This is a genomic window from Streptomyces sp. NPDC057950, from assembly GCF_042887295.1.
In the GTDB taxonomy this organism is placed as follows: domain Bacteria; phylum Actinomycetota; class Actinomycetes; order Streptomycetales; family Streptomycetaceae; genus Streptomyces; species Streptomyces kaempferi.
In genome coordinates this window covers 11862-29024 of the sequence record NZ_JBHVPP010000009.1, presented here as the reverse complement: position 1 = coordinate 29024, position 17163 = coordinate 11862, and the positions used below count along the sequence as shown (strand labels likewise).

Sequence of the window (17163 nt, the reverse complement as noted above, 5' to 3'; positions counted from 1 at the left end):
GAGTCAGACCCCGCCGCAGGACAACACCCGCCCATTCTCCTCACACTCGGAGGCCGGCGGCCCGGACCCGCAGAACATGCTCAATACCAGCTCATGAAACACACCGAATCCGACTCCGGCCGACCACGACGGACCATGAAGGTCGACATCACGACCGAACCCGCCCGCCCGGCCGGCTAAGCGCCGTGATCCGTGCCGCGGCGGAGGAGTTGACGGGGTCCAAGGCGTTCGGGCGGGGGGGCGGTCGGCGGCTGGAACAGCGCGCACGACGGCGCGCCGGGGCGTAGGCCGTCGGCCTGTCCGGGTGTACCGGCCGTCCGGCCCGCGTGGGTGAGCAGCGCCCGGTCGCGCGCCTCGAACCAGTGATGCGGCCGGCGGCGGCCGACCGCATCGGTGACGGGCCGCACGCCCTGCCGACGCACGGCCCGACGACGGAGACGGCCCCGAGGGCGGCGCGAAGCTTTCGCCGACCGCGCGTGTGCCGAACAACGCCTGCCCAGAAATCGATCCTCGGGTGGGACGGCTCGACGGGTGCCGTGCCGTGTGGTGTCGTGCACTGTCGTGCCGGGCCGTGCCCTACCCGGAGAATCGGCCGGGAAGTCTCCGCGCTCCGTGACTCGCCGTCGGCAGGCCGGGGGCCGGGCGTATCCACAGCGGCCCCGCGTCGCGGCGCGCGGTTCGCCGCGCGGCCCACGGCGGCGCGACGACCACACGGCGAGGAGCCACCGGGTCGTACGGCCCGGTGGCGAAAGGGTGGAACGGCGGAACGACAGAACGACAGAACGACAGAACGGCGGAACGACGGAACGACGGATGCGGTCCCGGAACCCGACCGCAGTCTGTTCCGGGACCGCACCTCAGCCTGACGGCCTTCCCGTCGCCCGCCTTCCGGGGGCGAGAAGTCAGACCCGGACGGTCTTGAGGGCGCGGGCCCAGGACTCCAGCTGGTCGAACAGGGCGGTCGCGGCAGCGTCGTGCTGCTCGGCCGGCTTGAAGACGGAGAAGTTCTCGAAGTCGGTGAACAGCGAGAAGGACAGCTGCTGACGCACGTGCGCCAGCTGCAGTTCGCTCGCCACGGCACGGAGGTGCTCGATGGCCCGAGCGCCGCCGAGGGAACCGTAGGAGACGAAGGCGGCGGCCTTGTTGTTCCACTCCCCGTACAGGTAGTCGATCGCGTTCTTGAGCACACCGGAGGTGGAGTGGTTGTACTCGGGGGTCACGAAGACGTACCCGTCGAACTCGGCGATCTTGGCCGCCCAGGTCTTGGTGTGTTCGCCCTGGTACTGACCCATGGCCGGCGGCATGGCCTCGTCCAGGTGGGGCAGCGGGTAGTCGGCGAGGTCGACCAGCTCGTACTCGACACCCGTGCGGGCGCCGGACCGGTCCACCACCCAGTCCGCGACAGCCTTGCCGTTGCGGCCGGGCCGGGTGCTGCCGAGGATGACGGCGATCTTCAGGTCGCTCATGCGGTCTTCTCCTTGAGGGGCGGGCCGGTGCGAGGCCGGGCCGGCGGGTGCGCGGCGGGCGCGGATCGTGGCGCTGAGCCACAGGAACCGGCCTGCCATGCCTTTCATGGCTGTGATGTCGTGCGCGTATCGGTCCACTGTCGCCGTGGCCGTCAACTCGAGCTCCTCGTCGAGCATCTGAGCCCGCGTCACGGTGAAGACGACCGGCGCCCGGACGCCGCGGGCCGTGAGGAGGCCGTCCAGCCTCCACGTGCCGTCGGTGTCGCGATGGGCGCCAGTGGAGGTGAAGGTGATGTCCGGGTGGCTGTCGGTGTCCAGGAACGTCCGCGACAGCACCTTCCGGTCCCGCGCCGCGCTACCACTGCTGAAGCTGGTGGCGTCGGCGACGGCCCCCACGCGGGAGTCGGTGGCGGGCTCGGCGATGGAGACGGCCCCCGAGCGCAACGTGAAGCTGCCGCGGACACTCCCCAGGCCGAACAGGTGTTTGGCGGAGAAATCGATGCTGGAACAGGACGGGTCGATGACGTACTCGCCCTGGGGAAAACCCTCGGCAGTCACACCGGACTCACTCTCGCTTGAAATTTCACGTCCCACCCTATGGGTGGACTCATGAAGATTCAAGTGTGAGCCCGGACGCATGAACGTTCACGCCGGATAGACTCCGGACATGCCCGAACAGCCTCCGCACCCGACCGATCAGCGCCGCTGGCTGACCCCCGCGGAGCTGGAGACATGGCAGCAGTTCGGCCTGATGCTGCACAGGCTGACCGCCGCCCTGGAGACGCAGCTGCAGCAAGACGCGGGCCTGCGTTACGTCGAGTACTACGTCCTCGCCGGACTGTCGGACCAGCCGGGACACCGCATGCGCATGAGCGACCTGGCCGTCCTCGCCAACTCCGAACTGTCCCGTCTCTCCCACCTGATCAGCAGGCTGGAACGCCGGGGTTTCGTCCGTCGCGAGCCCGACCCCACCAACGGCCGCTACACCCACGCGATCCTGACCGACGCGGGCCACGCCCATCTCGCCGAAGCCGCCCCGGGACACGTCGCCCGGGTGCTCGACCTCATCTTCGACGGGCTGGTCCCCGCCGAACTGGACAGTCTGCGCACCGTAGCCGCGAAGATCAGCGAGAGGATCGACCGCCAGGACCAGCGGAGCTGCCCCGGTGAGGACACCGCCTGACGGCTTCCACACCGATCGGCCACCCGCCCGAGGTCCTCTCCGGCGGCGACACCACCGGACACACCGACTACCTCTTCCTGACGGGCCGACCGGCTGCCGGCCCGACCGGCCATCATCCCCTTCCCCATACCGCCGCACACCTCTGCGGCCCTTCGCACGTCCTCCACGCAAGGCCCCGTGTGGCACCTTCTGACGGCCCCTGAGTCTCGGCGCGGAACGCCGTTACCCTGGGGGGATGACAAGCGGGATGGGAACCGGCCCTGTTCTGTTCAGCACGGTCGGCCTCCCTGAGGGGCAGCGTGTCGCCCTCTGGGAGGCGCACAACGCGGCGGCCCTCATCGGCGTGCACTGCCGCTCGTTGCGCGACGACGCGCTCGAGGCGACGGAGATCAACCTCCAGTTGCCGCACGTCGACCTGGCTCGTGTCGCGGGCGGTCCCCATGTCGTGGAACGGACCCGCTCGGTCGTCCGGAACCTGCCGTCGGAGGCGATCGCGTGCTACTTCGCCCTCACCGGGGACGCCTTCTTCTACCATGATGACGGCGTGCGGGTGCTGCACCCCGGACAGCTGATCGTCTGCGATGCGGACCGGCCCTTCATACGGGGCTTCTCGCAGGGGCTGGAAGAGCTGGCGGTGAAGGTGCCCCGGTCGATCTGGCGGGATCTCGGCGGGCCGCAGCTGTCCCAGCCCATGGTCTTCGACGTCGACGAGGGCGCCGCGCAGGCCAGGGCGCTGGCCCGGATGGTCGGACGGGCGGTGCTGCCGGAGTCGTCCGAGGCCGTGGACGAGGACATCGTGCTGGAACTGCTCGGGAGCGTGGTGTCGGGCCGCCCGCCGACCACCGCGGCCGTGCACCTCGCGACGGCCCGTGCCTACATCGACGAGCACCTGACGGAGCCGGGGCTGTCCGCCGCTCACGTCGCCCGGGGCATCGGGGTCAGCGAGCGGCATCTGTCCCGCGTGTTCGCCCAGGGCGGTGAAAGCCTTCCGCAGTACCTCCTCGGCCGCCGTCTCGACCGGGCCCGCGCGCTGCTCGCCGCGGGATGGCCCGGGAGCGTGGCCGAGGTGGGAGCGGCCTGTGGTTTCGGGTCGGCCTCCTATTTCTCGCACCGGTTCAAGGAGCGGCACGGCTTGGGGGCCGCCGATGTCCTGCGCGGTGGCCGCGTCGGCGGCTGAACGCGGGCCGGCTCGCCGGCAAGGGGTGCCGGCGGCCGGTCGGCGCGGTCCGCCAGGGGCCGTCGGGGCGGTCAGGTGCCGTCGGGGGCGAGCACGATGTCGAACCGCACACGGGACCAGACCCGGTCACCGAGGTCACGTCCGTCGGGTGTCGGGCTGCCTGGTTCCCGCCTGTGGAAGTCCTTGACGAGGGACTCCTTCACACCGAAGACGGCGTCGCTGTCGAGGTGTTCGTCGCCGCGGACGAAGATGTGGGTGACGAGGGTGCGCAGAGCGGGAGCACTGACCATGAAGTGGAGGTGCGAGGCACGCATGGGTGACCTGCCGGTGGCCGCCAGGAGCTGCCCGACCGGGCCGTCGTGCGGGATGGCGTACGGAGTGGGGGTCAGCCCCCAGAAGCGGTAGCGGCCGTCGGGATCGGTGAACAGGTGGGCTCGCGCGGCGGTGCGGTCGTCGTCGTACTGGGTGTCGTAGAAGCCGTCCTCGTCGGCTTCCCACACCTCGACGCGTGCCCCGGCGACCGGTTTGCCCGAGGTGTCGGTGACGGTGCCCTCGACCCAGCACGGTTCACCACTGGCGCCGAAGGCCATGTCGCCCCCCGGCTCGATTCCGGGGCTGTCCTCGACGAAGAACGGTCCGAACACGGTGGCTTCCGTGGCCTGGCCGTAGGCCTCGTTGTTGACGGCGACGGTCTGCATCGAGACTCCGAGGACGTCCGACAGGAGGATGAACTCCTGGCGCCGGTCGTCGGTGATGTGACCGGCGCGGGTGAGGAAGTCGATACCCAGGTCCCATTCCCTCTCGGTGAGCCGGACGTCCCGGACGAACGCGTGCAGGTGCTGGACGAGGGACTCCAGCACCTGCCGCAGCCGCGGGTCGGTGCAGTCGGCGAAGGACTCCAGGACTCGGCGTGTGACCTCGGCCTCGATCTCCCGCTGTTTGTCCTCGGGTGCGTCCTCGGTGGTGGCGGTGTGGGTCATCGCGGTTCGGCTCCTTCCCAGGCCGTGCGGAGCACGTCGGTGATCGCCGGCAGGGTGACAGGGCTCGGGTTGCCGGCCGGGGCGGCGGCGACCACGGCTTCGGCCGCCGGGGCGATGCCGTCGGACGGCATGCCGAGTTCGCGGAGCGAGCGTGGTGCGTCGAGCTGGTCGCGCAGCCGGGCGAGACCTTCCCGGGCGGTGGGTGCGCCGAATGCCTCGGCGAGGCGTTCCTCGGCCTCGGGGGCGGCGGTCCCGTTGAAGGCGAGGACGTACGGGAGGACGACGGCGTGGGTGGCGGCGTGCGGGAGGTTGAACATGCCTCCCAGGACATGGCAGATCTTGTGGTGGAGCCCTGATCCGGCGGACGCGAAGGCCAGGGCGGACAGGTAGGCGCCGTAGAGCGCCTGCTCGCGGCCGGGCAGCGCGTCGGGTTCCTTGACGACCATGGGCAGTCCCGTGCGCAGCGCCCGGACCCCCTCCCCGGCGAGGGCCCGGTTGATGGGGTCGGCGCGGGGGGCCCACAGGGAGTCGACGCAGTGCGCCACGGCGTTCAGCCCGGACGCGGCGCTCAGGGCGGCGGGCAGGCTCAGCGTCAGCGAGGCGTCGTAGACGATCGCGCGCGGCAGCACCTTGAGGTCGGTTCCGGTGGTCTTGGCCGAGCCCTCGGTCAGCCCCCAGACGGGGGTGGCCTCGGAACCGGCGTAGGTGGTGGGAACGGCGACGATCGGCAGCCCGGTGGTGAGCGCGACCGCTTTGGCCAGGCCGGTGGTCGAACCGCCGCCGATGCTGACCAGGACGTCGGCGTCGTGCGCGGCGGCTGCCGTACGGGCCCGTTCGGCGACCTCGACGGGGACGTGCATCACGACGTCATCGTGCCGGTGGACGACGGGCAGGCCGCTCGTGACGCGCTCGGCGATCTCGCGCTCACCCGCGCCGGCGATCACCATCACACGTCGGGCGCCCAGGGAGGCGATCTCGGCCGTGAGGCTCTCCGCGGCCTCCCCGGAGGCGAAGTGCACCCTCTGCGGCAGGGTGTCATGGAGGAAACGCATCGTGGCTCAGTCCCTTCCCAGGATCGAGAGCAGGGCCTGTCGCAGCCGGCCCTCGGGGTCTTCGGGCAGGGTCATGGCACGCCACGCGATGTGCTTGTCCGGACGCACCAGCAGCACTCCGCTCTCCTCGACCTCACGCAGCTTCGCCCAGTCGTAGTACAGGTCGGTTACCTCACGGCCCGGACCGATGACGACCGTCTCGAGCGGGACACCGAGTTCCTGGGCGATCTTCTCGCCGGCCTGTGCCCACGCCTCCCCGGCGATGCCGGTGAGCAGCGTCCACCGGCTGTAGGGGGCGAGGTCCATCAGGGCCAGGCGGCGGCTGCTGTCACCGACCCAGGCGTGCGGCAGGTGGGAGCCGGGAACCGTGGACATCTCGTAGTACAGGTCCGTGTCCCGGGTGGGGGCGGGGCGGGTGGACCCGTCGGGCACGACGGCCGAGGAGGCGTAGAACTGGCCCAGTTCGACGCCGTGCGCGTTGAACTCGTAGTTCTTCAGGTCCATGGCCCGTACGAGCGCGGCCCGTTTGGCGGCGCCGGCGGGGGTGTTGTCCTTGCGTTCCTCGATCGCGGCGGCCATCTCCGCCTCGGTCCGCGCGTCGAGGACACCGAGGGCCTCGAAGATTTCCACGAACTCCCGGCTGGACCGGTTGGCCCGCTTCACGATGCGTTCCGCGACGGGGGCGCGTTCGTCGGTGTAGCTGTCGAGCAGTGCCGGAGCGGCCTGGCCCCTGAGCACCGCGGCCAGCTTCCAGGCCAGGTTGTAGGCGTCCTGGACCGAGGTGTTGGAGCCCAGGCCGTTGCTCGGCGGGTGCCGGTGCACGGCGTCGCCGGCGCAGAACACCCGGCCGAGGTGCAGGCGGCTCGCGTACATCTCGTTGTTGCCCCAGAGGCTGGTGCCCGTGATCTCGACGTCCAGGTCCGGCATGCCCAGGAGGTTCCGTACGATCTGGATCGCCGCCTGCTCGTCGACGACGGGGGGCTCGTCGGCGATGTCGTAGCCCCACACGATCAGCCACTCGTTCCAGGGGCGGATCATGCGAACCAGGCCCGCGCCGATGCCGCCCACGTTGGAACCCGGCTGGACGACCCAGTACAGGACGGACGGCCGGTGGGAGACGTACCGGGAGATGTCCGCCTTGAAGGTGATGTTCATCGACCCGGCGATGTCCATCGCACCCTCGAACGGCAGGCCGATGTCGGCGGCCACCTTCGAGCGGGCGCCGTCGGCGCCGATCAGGTACTTGGCGCGAATGCTGTACTGCGTGCCGGTCAGCCGGTCGAGGACCTCGACGGTGACGCCGTCGGCATCCTGGGTGTGGGAGAGGTACTCGGTGGAGAACCGGGTGTGGGCACCGCGCTGTGTCGCGTTCCGTACCAGGATCGGTTCGAGGTAGGTCTGGGGGATGTCCACGGTCAGGCAGGGGGACGCGAGCCGGTAGTCGGCCTCACGGTCGGGGCGGGTCCCCCAGGTGTGGATTCGGCCGATCTCCTCGCCGGTGATGCTCGTGCAGAACACGGTGTCCCCGACCAGGCCGTGCTCGGTGGCGTCCGCGAGGACCTGGGGCTCGATGCCGAGGTCGCGGAAGACCTCCATGGCGCGCTGGTTGGTGATGTGCGCGCGGGGCGTGTTCGCGGTCCACCGGTACTTGGTGATCATGAGGGTGTCGATGCCCAGTGTCGACAGCAGCAGCGCGGCGGTGGCGCCCGCCGGCCCCGAGCCTATGACGACGACCTCGGTGGTCACGATGGAGTCGGAGGGCAGTTCGGTCTCTGGGGTCCCGTCGTTGAATTCCGGCATTTCGTGATGGCCTTTCGTGAATCCGGCGTCACTGCCGGAAACGTCAGTGTGGGACCGGGTGGGCGGGCACGGAATGGCGTGCGGCGATGTCGGCGGGAATGCCAAGGAGTGGCGGATTCGGGAAGGACGGCCGGCCGCGGGACGTGCCTGGTGTGTGCCGGCGAGGCCCTGGCCGGCCCCTTCTCCCCCGCGCGCGGCCTTGCCGTGGAGGCCGGCGGAGACGTGCGCTCCGGTCCGGGTCACCGGGACGCGGGACCATCGGGCACGGCCATCGGGCACGGCCATCGGGCAGCCGGGGACACCCCAAAGGTCGGGTGCCGCCAGACTTTTGAGTGAGTGTCAGGTCACGGCGGGAAGAAGCGGCAGTTCGAGGCGGCCCGCGAGCTCGTCGACGCCGATGCCGAAGGTCTCCCGCACCGAGACGCCCGCCGGGGTGATGTCGAAGACCGCGAGGTCGGTGTAGACGCGGTCGACGCAGCCCAGCCCGGTCAGTGGGTAGGTGCACCGCGGAACCAGCTTGGGGGCGCCGTCCTTCGCGAACAGCGTCATCATCACGAAGACCTTCTTGGCACCGATCGCGAGGTCCATGGCTCCGCCGACGGCGGGGATGGCGTCGGGCGCGCCGGTGTGCCAGTTGGCGAGGTCCCCGGCCGCGGAGACCTGGAAGGCGCCCAGGACGCAGATGTCCAGGTGGCCGCCGCGCATCATGGCGAAGGAGTCCGCATGGTGGAAGTAGGCCGCTCCGGGCGGTTCGGTCACGGGAACCTTGCCGGCGTTGGTGAGATCGGGGTCGATCTCCTCGCCCCGGGCGGCGGGCCCCATGTTGAGCATGCCGTTCTCGGTGTGGAGCACCACACCGGAGTCGGCAGGCAGGTGGTCGGCGACGGCCGTCGGCTGACCGATGCCGAGATTGACGAACGCGCCGTGCGGGATGTCGCGGGCCACCAGGGCGGCGATCTCGGACTTGCCCAGCGGGCCGCGCCCGCTGTCCGCCGTGTGTCGGATCGGGGTCATGCGGTCGTCTCCTGTACCACGCGGTCGACATAGATGCTCGGCGTCACCACGGTCTCGGGGTCGATCATGCCGGTGTCGACGATCTCGCGGACCTGTGCGACCACGGTGGTCGCGGCGGTGGCCATGACGGGCCCGAAGTTGCGGGCGGTCTTGCGGTAGACGAGGTTGCCCATGCGATCGGCCCGGTGGGCGCCGATCAACGCGACATCGCCCCTGATCGGGTACTCCAGGACGTAGGTACGGCCGTCGATGACGCGGGTCTCCTTGCCTTCGGCGAGCAGGGTCCCGGCTCCGGTGGGGCAGAAGAAGGCGCCGATACCGGCACCGGCCGCCCTGATCCGCTCCGCGAGGTTGCCCTGCGGCACCACTTCCAGCTCGACCTTGCCGGCCCGGTAGAGGCCGTCGAAGACGTACGAGTCGGACTGCCGCGGGAAGGAGCAGACGACCTTGCGGACCCTTCCCTTCGCCAGCAGGGCGGCCAGCCCGGTGTCACCGTTGCCCGCGTTGTTGGACACGACCGTCAGGTCCTTCGCGCCCTGGCGGATGAGCGCGTCGATCAGATCGACCGGCATCCCGGCCATCCCGAAGCCGCCGACGAGCACCGTCGAACCGTCCTCGACGCCGGCGACGGCCTCGTCGGCGTGGGCACACACCCGCATGGTCATCGGCCGGTCTCCGTGACGTTCTCCAGCACGACGGTGAGCGCCTGGCCCACGCCGATGCAGATCGCCGCGACGCCCCATCTCCCGCCGGTCTCCTTGAGCCGGTGGGCGAGCGTGCCCAGGAGCCTGCCGCCGGAGGCGCCCAGGGGGTGGCCGAGCGCGATGGCCCCGCCCTTGGCGTTGACGATCGCGGGGTCGATCCGCCAGGCGTCCACGCAGGCCAGTGCCTGCACGGCGAACGCCTCGTTGAGCTCGACCGCGGACACGTCGGACCAGGTGATGCCGGCGCTCTTCAGGGCCCGGTTCGCCGCCTCCACCGGCGCGAAGCCGAACATCTGCGGCTCCAGTGCGAACACTCCCCGCCCGGCAACGCGGGCCAGCGGTTCGGCACCGATACGCGTGGCGGCGGCCCCCGAGCCGAGCAGCACGGCGGACGCGCCGTCGTTCAGCGGCGAGGAATTGCCCGCCGTGATCACACCGTCGGGGCGGAAGGCCGGCCTGAGAGCGGCGAGCTTGTCGATCGTGGACCCGGGCCTGATGCCCTCGTCCCGGGCGAGCGTGCCGCCTTTGCCGTCGGTCGCGACCGGCGTCACCAGGTCGTCGTAGAAGCCCGCCGCCCAGGCCGCGTCGGCGAGGTTGTGGGAGCGGACGGCGAACTCGTCCTGCCGCTGCCGCGAGACGCCGAACCGGTCGGCCAACTGCTCGTTGGCCTCGCCCAGGGAGACCGTCCACTCCTTCGGCATGCGCTCGTTGACGAGCCGCCAGCCGACCGCCGTGGACACGGCGGTCACGTCGCCGACGGGATAGCCGCGCTCCGGCTTGGGCAGCACCCACGGAGCCCGGGTCATCGATTCCACACCACCGGTGAGGACGATGTCGGCGTCACCGGTCTCGATGGCCCGGGAGGCCATGATCGCCGCGTCCAGGGAGGAGCCGCACAGCCGGTTGACGGTCGTGGCGGGGACCGAGGTGGGCAGTCCGGCCAGGAGCACGGCCATCCGGCCGACGTTGCGGTTGTCCTCGCCGGCGCCGTTGGCGTTCCCCCACATCACGTCGTCGATACCGCCCGGATCGAGCCCCGGCACCTTCGCCAGGACTCCGTTCACGGCGAGTGCCGCGAGATCGTCGGGCCGTATGCCGGCGAGAGCGCCGGCGAACCGTCCGAAGGGTGTTCTTGCCGCTGCGTACACATAACTTTCGGTCACGTATTCACGGTAGGTCGCCCGCTTCATCACGTCCAAGACACAGTATCGAGCAATTAATAAGGTGGCCTTATAAGGTGGTGTCATGGAACTGCGTCAGGCCCGCTATTTCCTCACTCTCGCGGAGGAGTGCCACTTCGGGCGCGCGGCGGCCCGCCTGCACGTCGCCCAGCCGGCCCTCTCGCAGCAGATCAAGGCCCTGGAGCGCGAGCTCGGCATCGCCCTCTTCCACCGCTCGACCCGGCACGTGGAACTCACCGAGGCGGGCCGTCACCTGACCCCGTACGCCCGTACGCTGGTCACCGAGGCCGAACGCGCCCGCGTCCACATGGCGGAGCTCGCGACCGGCCACGTCGGCCGCGTGTCCGTCGGGTTCATCGGGACCGCCACCTACGACGTCCTGCCCCGCGTCGCCCGCACCGTACGGTCCCGGCTGCCTCATCTCACCCTCGACCTGCGCGGCGAGCTGATCACCCCGGAGCTCGTGGAAGGGCTGCTCACCGGCACCTACGACCTCGCCGTGTCCCGTGCGGGCGCGGCCGGGGTCGAGGGGGTCCACCTCACACCACTGCGCACCGAACCCCTGATGGCCGTGCTGCCCGCCCACCATCCGCTGGCGGCCGACGAGCGGATCGCGCTGAGCGCGCTGGCCGACGAACCCTTCGTCGTCCACCCCTCGCAGCCGCGGTCCGCCATGTACGACCGCGTCCTGTCGGCCTGCGCCCGGGCCGGATTCGAGCCCTCGTCCCTCATCGAGGTCGGTGAGACCGCGACCCTCGTCGTCCTGGTGGCCGCGGGACACGGCGTCGCGCTCGTGCCCCAGTCGGTGCGGAGCCTGCGGCTCGACGGCGTGACCTACGTACCGCTCGCCGGGACGGAGACCATCGATCTCGTCCTGGCCCGCCGGGCGCACCGCAACTCACCGGCCGTGCAGCACGTCGCCTCGATCATCGAACAGTGCGTGCGCACTTGAGCCGCGACGAGTGCGCCCCTCGCCGGCACGGGCCTGAGTGGTCGGTCGGCGAAGCTACTCCCCGGGTGCGCCGAGGCCCGTGAGGGCGCCTACGGGGTCGAGGTCGGGGGTGCCACGCGGCCACCAGTCGTCCTGGCCCGGTTCCGATTCGTACGCGTACCACAGACCGTCGTGGCCCAGGCGCAGTTGGGCGTGGCCGCGGGGATGCGTGAGGCGATTGCGCCAGGGGCGGAAGGCGGGGAGGTCGGCGGCGAGCAGGAGCGGGCGGGCTCGGTCGAAGCGGCCCGCGGGCGGGTCCCACGGCTCTTCGAGCACGCTCAGCCCCTCGATTCCGCCCTGACGCCAGGCGGCGACCGCACGCGCCAGGTCGGCCGGGGTGCGCCCGGCGGCCGAGGCGAGCGAGGAGTAGAGGGCGCGCGTGGCCGCGGTGAGCCCGGAACCGGGGCGGGCGGCGGCGAGCCGGACCGCGTCCTGCCAGAGGGTCAGCTCCGCGACCGGGTCGCGGCCCGCGGTCAGCAACGCGTGCGCGCGTGCGGCCGCGTCCGTGGCCAGCTGATCCAGCGCGAACGGGTCGGGACCGCCCGGCGCGCCCGGGTAGGTCGGCGGCTGCTCGGGGTGCGCGGGCGCCGGCAGGGGCGCCGGAAGGGGCGGCAGGCTGCGGCGGGCGAGAGCGTCCCGGGCCCGTACGCCGGGAAGGGACGCCGGCTCCTGCTCCTGGGCGGCGCGGGCCGCACGGGCCGCGTTGCGGCGGGAGAGTCCGTCGAGCAGCTCACGCTCGCCCCGGCCGCGCAGCAGAAGCAGGACGAACGGGTCCTCGTCCAGCAGACGTGCCGTCTCGTAGCAGAGCGCCGCCGCGTGTTTGCAGGGGTGGCCGGAGTCGGGGCAGCTGCAGTGCGGTGCGAGGTCGCCGGGGCCGGGGAGCAGGTCGACCCCGCAGTCGGCGAGCGAGCGGGGCATCTCCTTGTCGAGCAGCGCCGCGATGTGGCCGGGCCGCTCGGCGGCCGCGTCGAGGAAGCGGTCCCAGTCCCCGTCGTCCAGCGTCCGCAGGGCGACCTGTACGCGGTAGGGCCGAGGACGGCTCCCGTGCACGTACGCCAGCACCAGCCCCGGGGTGACCGTGATGGCGTCGACCCGCCCCTTGTCCGCGTAGGCCCGGCCCCGCGCCAGCCGCGCCGCGTCGAGGGCGCCCTCCTCCAGGGCGCTCACCCAGGCATTGCCCCACCACGTCCGCGCGAACGCCTCGGCGTCCGGCGTCCTTGCCGGGAGCGTGGGGAACGTACGGCGCAGCTCGCCGTCGCGCCCCGGCGACCCCATGGACCGCGGCAGCCGTCCCGCCCGGGGTGCGCTCCGGTCCCCCGGCACGACTCGATCGCCCTCGGCGGGCGCCGTCGACCGGGTGGCCCGGGTGTGCCCGGGGGGCGCCTCGGTGGTGTCGGCGCGCCCGGCGGCCGCCCGTCCGGTCACCCGGTCGCGGGCGATCGGCCCGTCGGTCCGCGTGACCCACGCAATCGATCCGGTGGTCTCCCTACCACCGTCGGTCGTCGTCCCATCGGTTTCCGGATCGCGGGCGGTCGGTCCGGCGGGCTCCGGGTCACGGGCGGTCGGTCCGGCGGGCTTCGTACCTCCGTCGGTCGTCGTCCCATCGGTTTCCGGATCGCGGGCGGTCGGTCCGGCGGGCTCCGGATCGCGGGCGGTCGGTCCGGCGGGCTCCGGATCGCGGGCGGTCGGTCCGGCGGGCTCCGGGTCCGCGGCGGGCTCGGAAGGCTCGGCCCGCGCGATGGTCCCTCGGGGGGCATCCGCGGGCGTGGCCCGGTGGTTCGGTTTCCCCGCGTCGGGTGTCTGCGCTCCCGTGGCGGTACGCGCGCCCGGCCGCGGCGTGGCGTCGGGGACCGGCGGTCGTGTCGTGCGGGGCCGAGGATCGGTGTCGGGCAGCTCGAAGGCTCCGGCGAGGAGATCCCGTACGTCCCGGGTCCTCGCTGCCGGGTCGTGGCCACGCGGGGTCCGCAGGGCAGGTGAACCGGTCGGCGGTGTCCGCTCGGCGAACCGGCGTCGGGACTCGGCCGCCTCGTCGCCGGCGTCCGTCCGCGCCTGCCGTGCTTCGCTGCGTGCGGCGCGCAGGGCCTGGCGGGCGACATCACCCGGACGCGGGACGCCCGGGGCCGTACCTACCTGGCGGTCCGGTCCGGTCGCGGATCCGTCCACCAGAGGTCCGTCGGACGCGGCGGGCTCCGGGGCCGGCCCGGAAATGCCGTCGGCGGGCGGCACTGCACCCGCGCCGTCGCCGACACCACCACCAGCACCAGCACCAGGGACGCTCCCTCTTCCGGCGGCGCGGCGCAGTGCCTGGCGGGCCGCGTCGGCCGGTCGGCCCCCCGAAGTGACCGGAGTGACCGGAGTGACCGGAGTGACCGGAGTGACCGGGGTCGCCTCGGCCGGCGCGTCCGGCGCGTCCGGCGCGTCCTCGGGTGCCGCTCCCCGTCCCTCCCGCTCCCGCGCGGCCCGCAGGGCGCGGCGGGCCGCGTCGGCGGGACGCGCGCCCTCGGTCGCGGGGCGCGCGGAGCCCGCGGCGCGGGACTCTTCCCGTCCGTCCGTTCCGCCGGGCTCCGGCCGTCCCCCGTCCGTGGCAGCGCTCACTCGGTCCTCCGGAGTGAGACCAGGTCCGACAGGTCGCGGTCGGTCAGCTCGGTCAGGGATGCCTCTCCGGAGCCGAGGATCGCGTCGGCCAGCGCCCGCTTCGCTTCGAGCATCTCGGCGATGCGGTCCTCCACCGTGCCCTCGGTGATGAGGCGGTGGACCTGGACCGGCTGGGTCTGGCCGATGCGGTAGGCGCGGTCGGTCGCCTGCTCCTCGACCGCGGGGTTCCACCAGCGGTCGAAGTGGATGACGTGGCCGGCCCGGGTGAGGTTCAGACCGGTTCCCGCCGCCTTGAGGGACAGCACCAGGACAGGGGTGGCACCGCTCTGGAAGCGGTCCACCATGTGTTCGCGTTCGGCGACCGGGGTGCCGCCGTGCAGGAGCTCCACCGGGACGGCGCGGGCGGCGAGGTGGGCGGTGATCAGGCGGGCCATCCCCACGTACTGGGTGAAGACGAGTGCCGAGCCGTCCTCCGCGAGCAGGGTGTCCAGGAGCTCGTCGAGCAGGGCCAGCTTCCCTGAACGGGCGGCGGGCCCATGGGCGGCGGCCTGCGTGTCCTCCTTCAGGAACAGCGCCGGATGGTTGCACACCTGCTTGAGGGAGGTCAGCAGTTTGAGGACGAGGCCGCGCCGGGCGATGCCCTCGGCGGTCTCGATCGCGAGCAGCGACTCACGGACCACCGCCTCGTAGAGCGATGCCTGTTCACGGGTCAGCGCCACCGGATGGTCCGTCTCCGTCTTGGGCGGGAGCTCGGGGACGATCCCGGGGTCGGACTTCTTGCGGCGGAGCAGGAAGGGACGGATCAGCCGGCCCAGACGGACCACCGCCTCCTCGTCCTCGCCGTTCTCCACCGCGCGTGCGTGCCGGGCGCGGAAGGACTTCAGGGGGCCGAGCAGGCCGGGGGTCGTCCAGTCCAGGAGGGCCCACAGCTCGGAGAGGTTGTTCTCCACGGGGGTGCCGGTCAGGGCGACGCGCGCGGGGGACGGGATGGTCCGCAGGGCCTTCGCCGTCGCCGAGTAGGGGTTCTTGACGTGCTGCGCCTCGTCCGCGACGATCATGCCCCAGGCCTGCTGGGCGAGCCGGGGCGCGGCCGAGCGCATCGTGCCGTAGGTGGTGAGGACGAAGCCTCCGTCGAGGTCGTCGAGGGTGCGGTCGGGGCCGTGGAAGCGGCGGACGGGGACACCGGGGGCGAAGCGGGTGATCTCCCGCTGCCAGTTGCCCAGCAGCGAGGCCGGGCAGACGACCAGGGTCGGTTCGGCGCGGGCCCGGCGCAGATGCAGGGCGATGAGGGTGATGGTCTTGCCCAGACCCATGTCGTCGGCGAGGCAGCCGCCGAGGCCGAGCGAGGTCATGAGGTCCAGCCAGGCGAGCCCCCTGAGCTGGTAGTCCCGCAGGCGGGCCTGGAGACCCGGTGGCGGCTCGACGGGGATGACGCCGGCCGTCAGCCGGTCCCGCAGCGCGGCGAGCGCGCCGACCGGTACGGCCTCGACCGTCTCACCGTCGACCTCCGCGGTGCCGGTCAGCGCCACGGAGAGCGCGTCGACCGGGTCCAGCAGGCCCAGTTCGCGCTTACGGGCCTTGCGGACGAGAGCGGGGTCGACCAGCACCCACTGGTCCCGCAGCCGGACGACCGGACGGTGGGCCTCGGCCAGCGTGTCCATCTCGGCCTCGGTGAGCGGATCCCCGCCGAGCGCCAACTGCCAGCGGAACTGGAGGAGTTCCTCGCTCTCGAAGAATCCCGTGCCGTCCGTGGCCGATCCGGGGGCGGAGCGCACCACCGCGGCCGCGCTCAGGTCGTGGGCGAGGTCCCGGGGCCAGTGCACGGCGACGCCTGCCGCACCGAGGCGGGTCGCCGCGACGCCGAGGAGGTCGGACAGCTCCTCCTCGAAGAGGGCGAGGACGTCGGGCACGTCCTGTTCCGAGAGGCGGTCCAGGGGTGGCCAGACGCGGGCCGCGCGGCGTACGGCCAGTGCCGCGTCCACCCGGGCGCGGGGACCGAAGGTCGCGTCGGCCTCTCCCGCCCACAGCGCGGCGGCGTCGACGACGAGCGTGGGGTCGGCGAGGCTGTGCACCTGGACGACGGCGGCGCCCGCGCGGCGCGCTCCCTCGCCGTCGTCGAAGAGCTGGTACGCCGACAGGTCCAGGCGGAGCGAGATCCGTACGCCCGCGTCCATGCCCGCCGCGACCTCCGCGGCCCAGTCGTGGGCGGCGGGCAGCCGCTGCGGTTCGCGGGCCGCGAAGGGCTTGCCCGAGGTGTGGGGCGCGGCGGGGGTGCGCGGCAGGGTGTCGGCGACCGCGTCCAGGAAGGAGCGGATCAGCGCTTCCGGGTCGGGCAGCCGCAGGGGGCCCTTGCCGGGGAGGGGGACGGCGTGGCCCTCGTACGGGAGGGCCGCGGCCAGCGCGCGCAGGTGCGCGATGTCGTCCGGGTCGAGCGGGCCCGCGCGCCAGGCGTCGAAGCCCTCGGGTGTCAGACCGGGCAGCAGTCGGCCCCGCGCGACGAGGCGCAGGGCGTGCAGGGTGGCCGCGCCCCAGCAGGCCGTGGCGGGGTGGGCCGCGCGGTCGCGGCGGGCTCCGGCGAGCAGCGGCAGGGCTTCGGCGATCGGCAGGGTGAGCGCGGGGACGATGCTCCGCCGGACCCCCGAACCGTGCCGTCGTACCACCGTGAGCCGGGTCGGGTCGTGGGACGGCCCGCTCGCGGCGTCGTCCGCGGTGGGCCGCGATCCCTTGTCCGGGCGGGCCGGCGTTCCCTTGTCCGCGCTGGACGGCGGTCCGCCGTCCGGCGTGGGCAGTGGTCCGCGTTCCGGATCGGGCGGTGGTGCGGCGTCCGGGTCCCAGAAGGCGATCCGTCCGTCACGCGGCAGGGGTGCGGGCAGGAACACGGCGGCGAGCCGCACCGGCACGGCGATGCCGGTCCTCGGGGCCGCCTCTGCCTCGCCCATGTGTCCGGTCACCTCCCGCCCCTCGGTCGCGTCAGTTGTCCTCGACTCTACGGGCGGGGTCCGACAACGGGTCCCGGCCAC

12 protein-coding genes and 1 pseudogene are annotated in these 17163 nt (G+C 72.5%); 3 read left to right on the top strand and 10 right to left on the bottom strand.

Annotation, left to right across the window (positions count from 1 at the left end; translation table 11 throughout):
* Positions 1-902: 902 nt before the first annotated feature.
* Together ACFVTC_RS16550 and ACFVTC_RS16545 are read right to left on the bottom strand one after the other, a co-directional pair.
* Positions 903-1466 (bottom strand): NADPH-dependent FMN reductase, encoded by a 564-nt coding sequence (locus ACFVTC_RS16550; RefSeq protein ID WP_390127867.1) that lies wholly within the window; start codon positions 1464-1466, stop codon positions 903-905.
* A 117-nt stretch (positions 1467-1583) separates the two neighbouring features.
* Positions 1584-2105: pseudogene (locus ACFVTC_RS16545) on the bottom strand (YceI family protein); the annotation flags it as partial.
* A 28-nt stretch (positions 2106-2133) separates the two neighbouring features.
* Here ACFVTC_RS16545 and ACFVTC_RS16540 point away from each other — a divergent pair.
* Both ACFVTC_RS16540 and ACFVTC_RS16535 read left to right on the top strand, forming a co-directional pair.
* Positions 2134-2649 (top strand): MarR family winged helix-turn-helix transcriptional regulator, encoded by a 516-nt coding sequence (locus ACFVTC_RS16540; protein ID WP_390127463.1) that lies wholly within the window; start codon positions 2134-2136, stop codon positions 2647-2649.
* 235 nt (positions 2650-2884) lie between these two features.
* Positions 2885-3826 carry a helix-turn-helix domain-containing protein gene (locus ACFVTC_RS16535; RefSeq protein WP_390127461.1) on the top strand — a complete coding sequence of 314 codons (942 nt, stop codon included), beginning with the start codon at positions 2885-2887 and terminating at the stop codon, positions 3824-3826.
* A 71-nt stretch (positions 3827-3897) separates the two neighbouring features.
* On the opposite strand, the gene ACFVTC_RS16530 is transcribed toward ACFVTC_RS16535, so the two are convergent.
* The 6 genes from ACFVTC_RS16530 to ACFVTC_RS16505 form a co-directional block, all read right to left on the bottom strand.
* Complete coding sequence (locus ACFVTC_RS16530; RefSeq protein ID WP_390127459.1) at positions 3898-4806, bottom strand: dioxygenase; 909 nt, start codon at positions 4804-4806, stop codon at positions 3898-3900.
* On the bottom strand, positions 4803-5858 hold the full coding sequence (locus tag ACFVTC_RS16525) for a maleylacetate reductase (protein WP_390127457.1): 1056 nt from the start codon (positions 5856-5858) through the stop codon (positions 4803-4805). The genes ACFVTC_RS16530 and ACFVTC_RS16525 overlap by 4 nt, the downstream gene beginning before the upstream one ends.
* 6 nt (positions 5859-5864) lie before the next feature.
* A complete protein-coding gene (locus ACFVTC_RS16520; protein ID WP_390127455.1) occupies positions 5865-7658 on the bottom strand; it encodes an FAD-dependent oxidoreductase in 1794 nt (597 codons plus the stop codon).
* Between the two features lie 339 nt (positions 7659-7997).
* On the bottom strand, positions 7998-8672 hold the full coding sequence (locus ACFVTC_RS16515; RefSeq protein ID WP_390127453.1) for a 3-oxoacid CoA-transferase subunit B: 675 nt from the start codon (positions 8670-8672) through the stop codon (positions 7998-8000).
* Complete coding sequence (locus ACFVTC_RS16510) at positions 8669-9337, bottom strand: 3-oxoacid CoA-transferase subunit A (RefSeq protein WP_390127451.1); 669 nt, start codon at positions 9335-9337, stop codon at positions 8669-8671. The genes ACFVTC_RS16515 and ACFVTC_RS16510 overlap by 4 nt, the downstream gene beginning before the upstream one ends.
* Positions 9334-10566, bottom strand: a complete 1233-nt coding sequence (locus ACFVTC_RS16505) for a thiolase family protein (protein WP_390127449.1) — start codon at positions 10564-10566, stop codon at positions 9334-9336. Before ACFVTC_RS16505 ends, ACFVTC_RS16510 begins: the two co-directional genes overlap by 4 nt.
* Positions 10567-10621: 55 nt before the next feature.
* Between ACFVTC_RS16505 and ACFVTC_RS16500 the strand changes: the two genes are divergently transcribed.
* A complete protein-coding gene (locus ACFVTC_RS16500) occupies positions 10622-11509 on the top strand; it encodes a LysR family transcriptional regulator (protein ID WP_390127448.1) in 888 nt (295 codons plus the stop codon).
* Positions 11510-11563: 54 nt separating this feature from the next.
* Here the strand turns inward: ACFVTC_RS16500 and ACFVTC_RS16495 are convergent, their stop codons facing one another.
* Entirely contained in the window at positions 11564-14143 is a 2580-nt protein-coding gene (locus tag ACFVTC_RS16495) for an SWIM zinc finger family protein (RefSeq protein ID WP_390127446.1), read from the bottom strand.
* Entirely contained in the window at positions 14140-17082 is a 2943-nt protein-coding gene (locus ACFVTC_RS16490) for a DEAD/DEAH box helicase (protein WP_390127445.1), read from the bottom strand. The genes ACFVTC_RS16495 and ACFVTC_RS16490 overlap by 4 nt, the downstream gene beginning before the upstream one ends.
* Positions 17083-17163 lie beyond the last annotated feature (81 nt).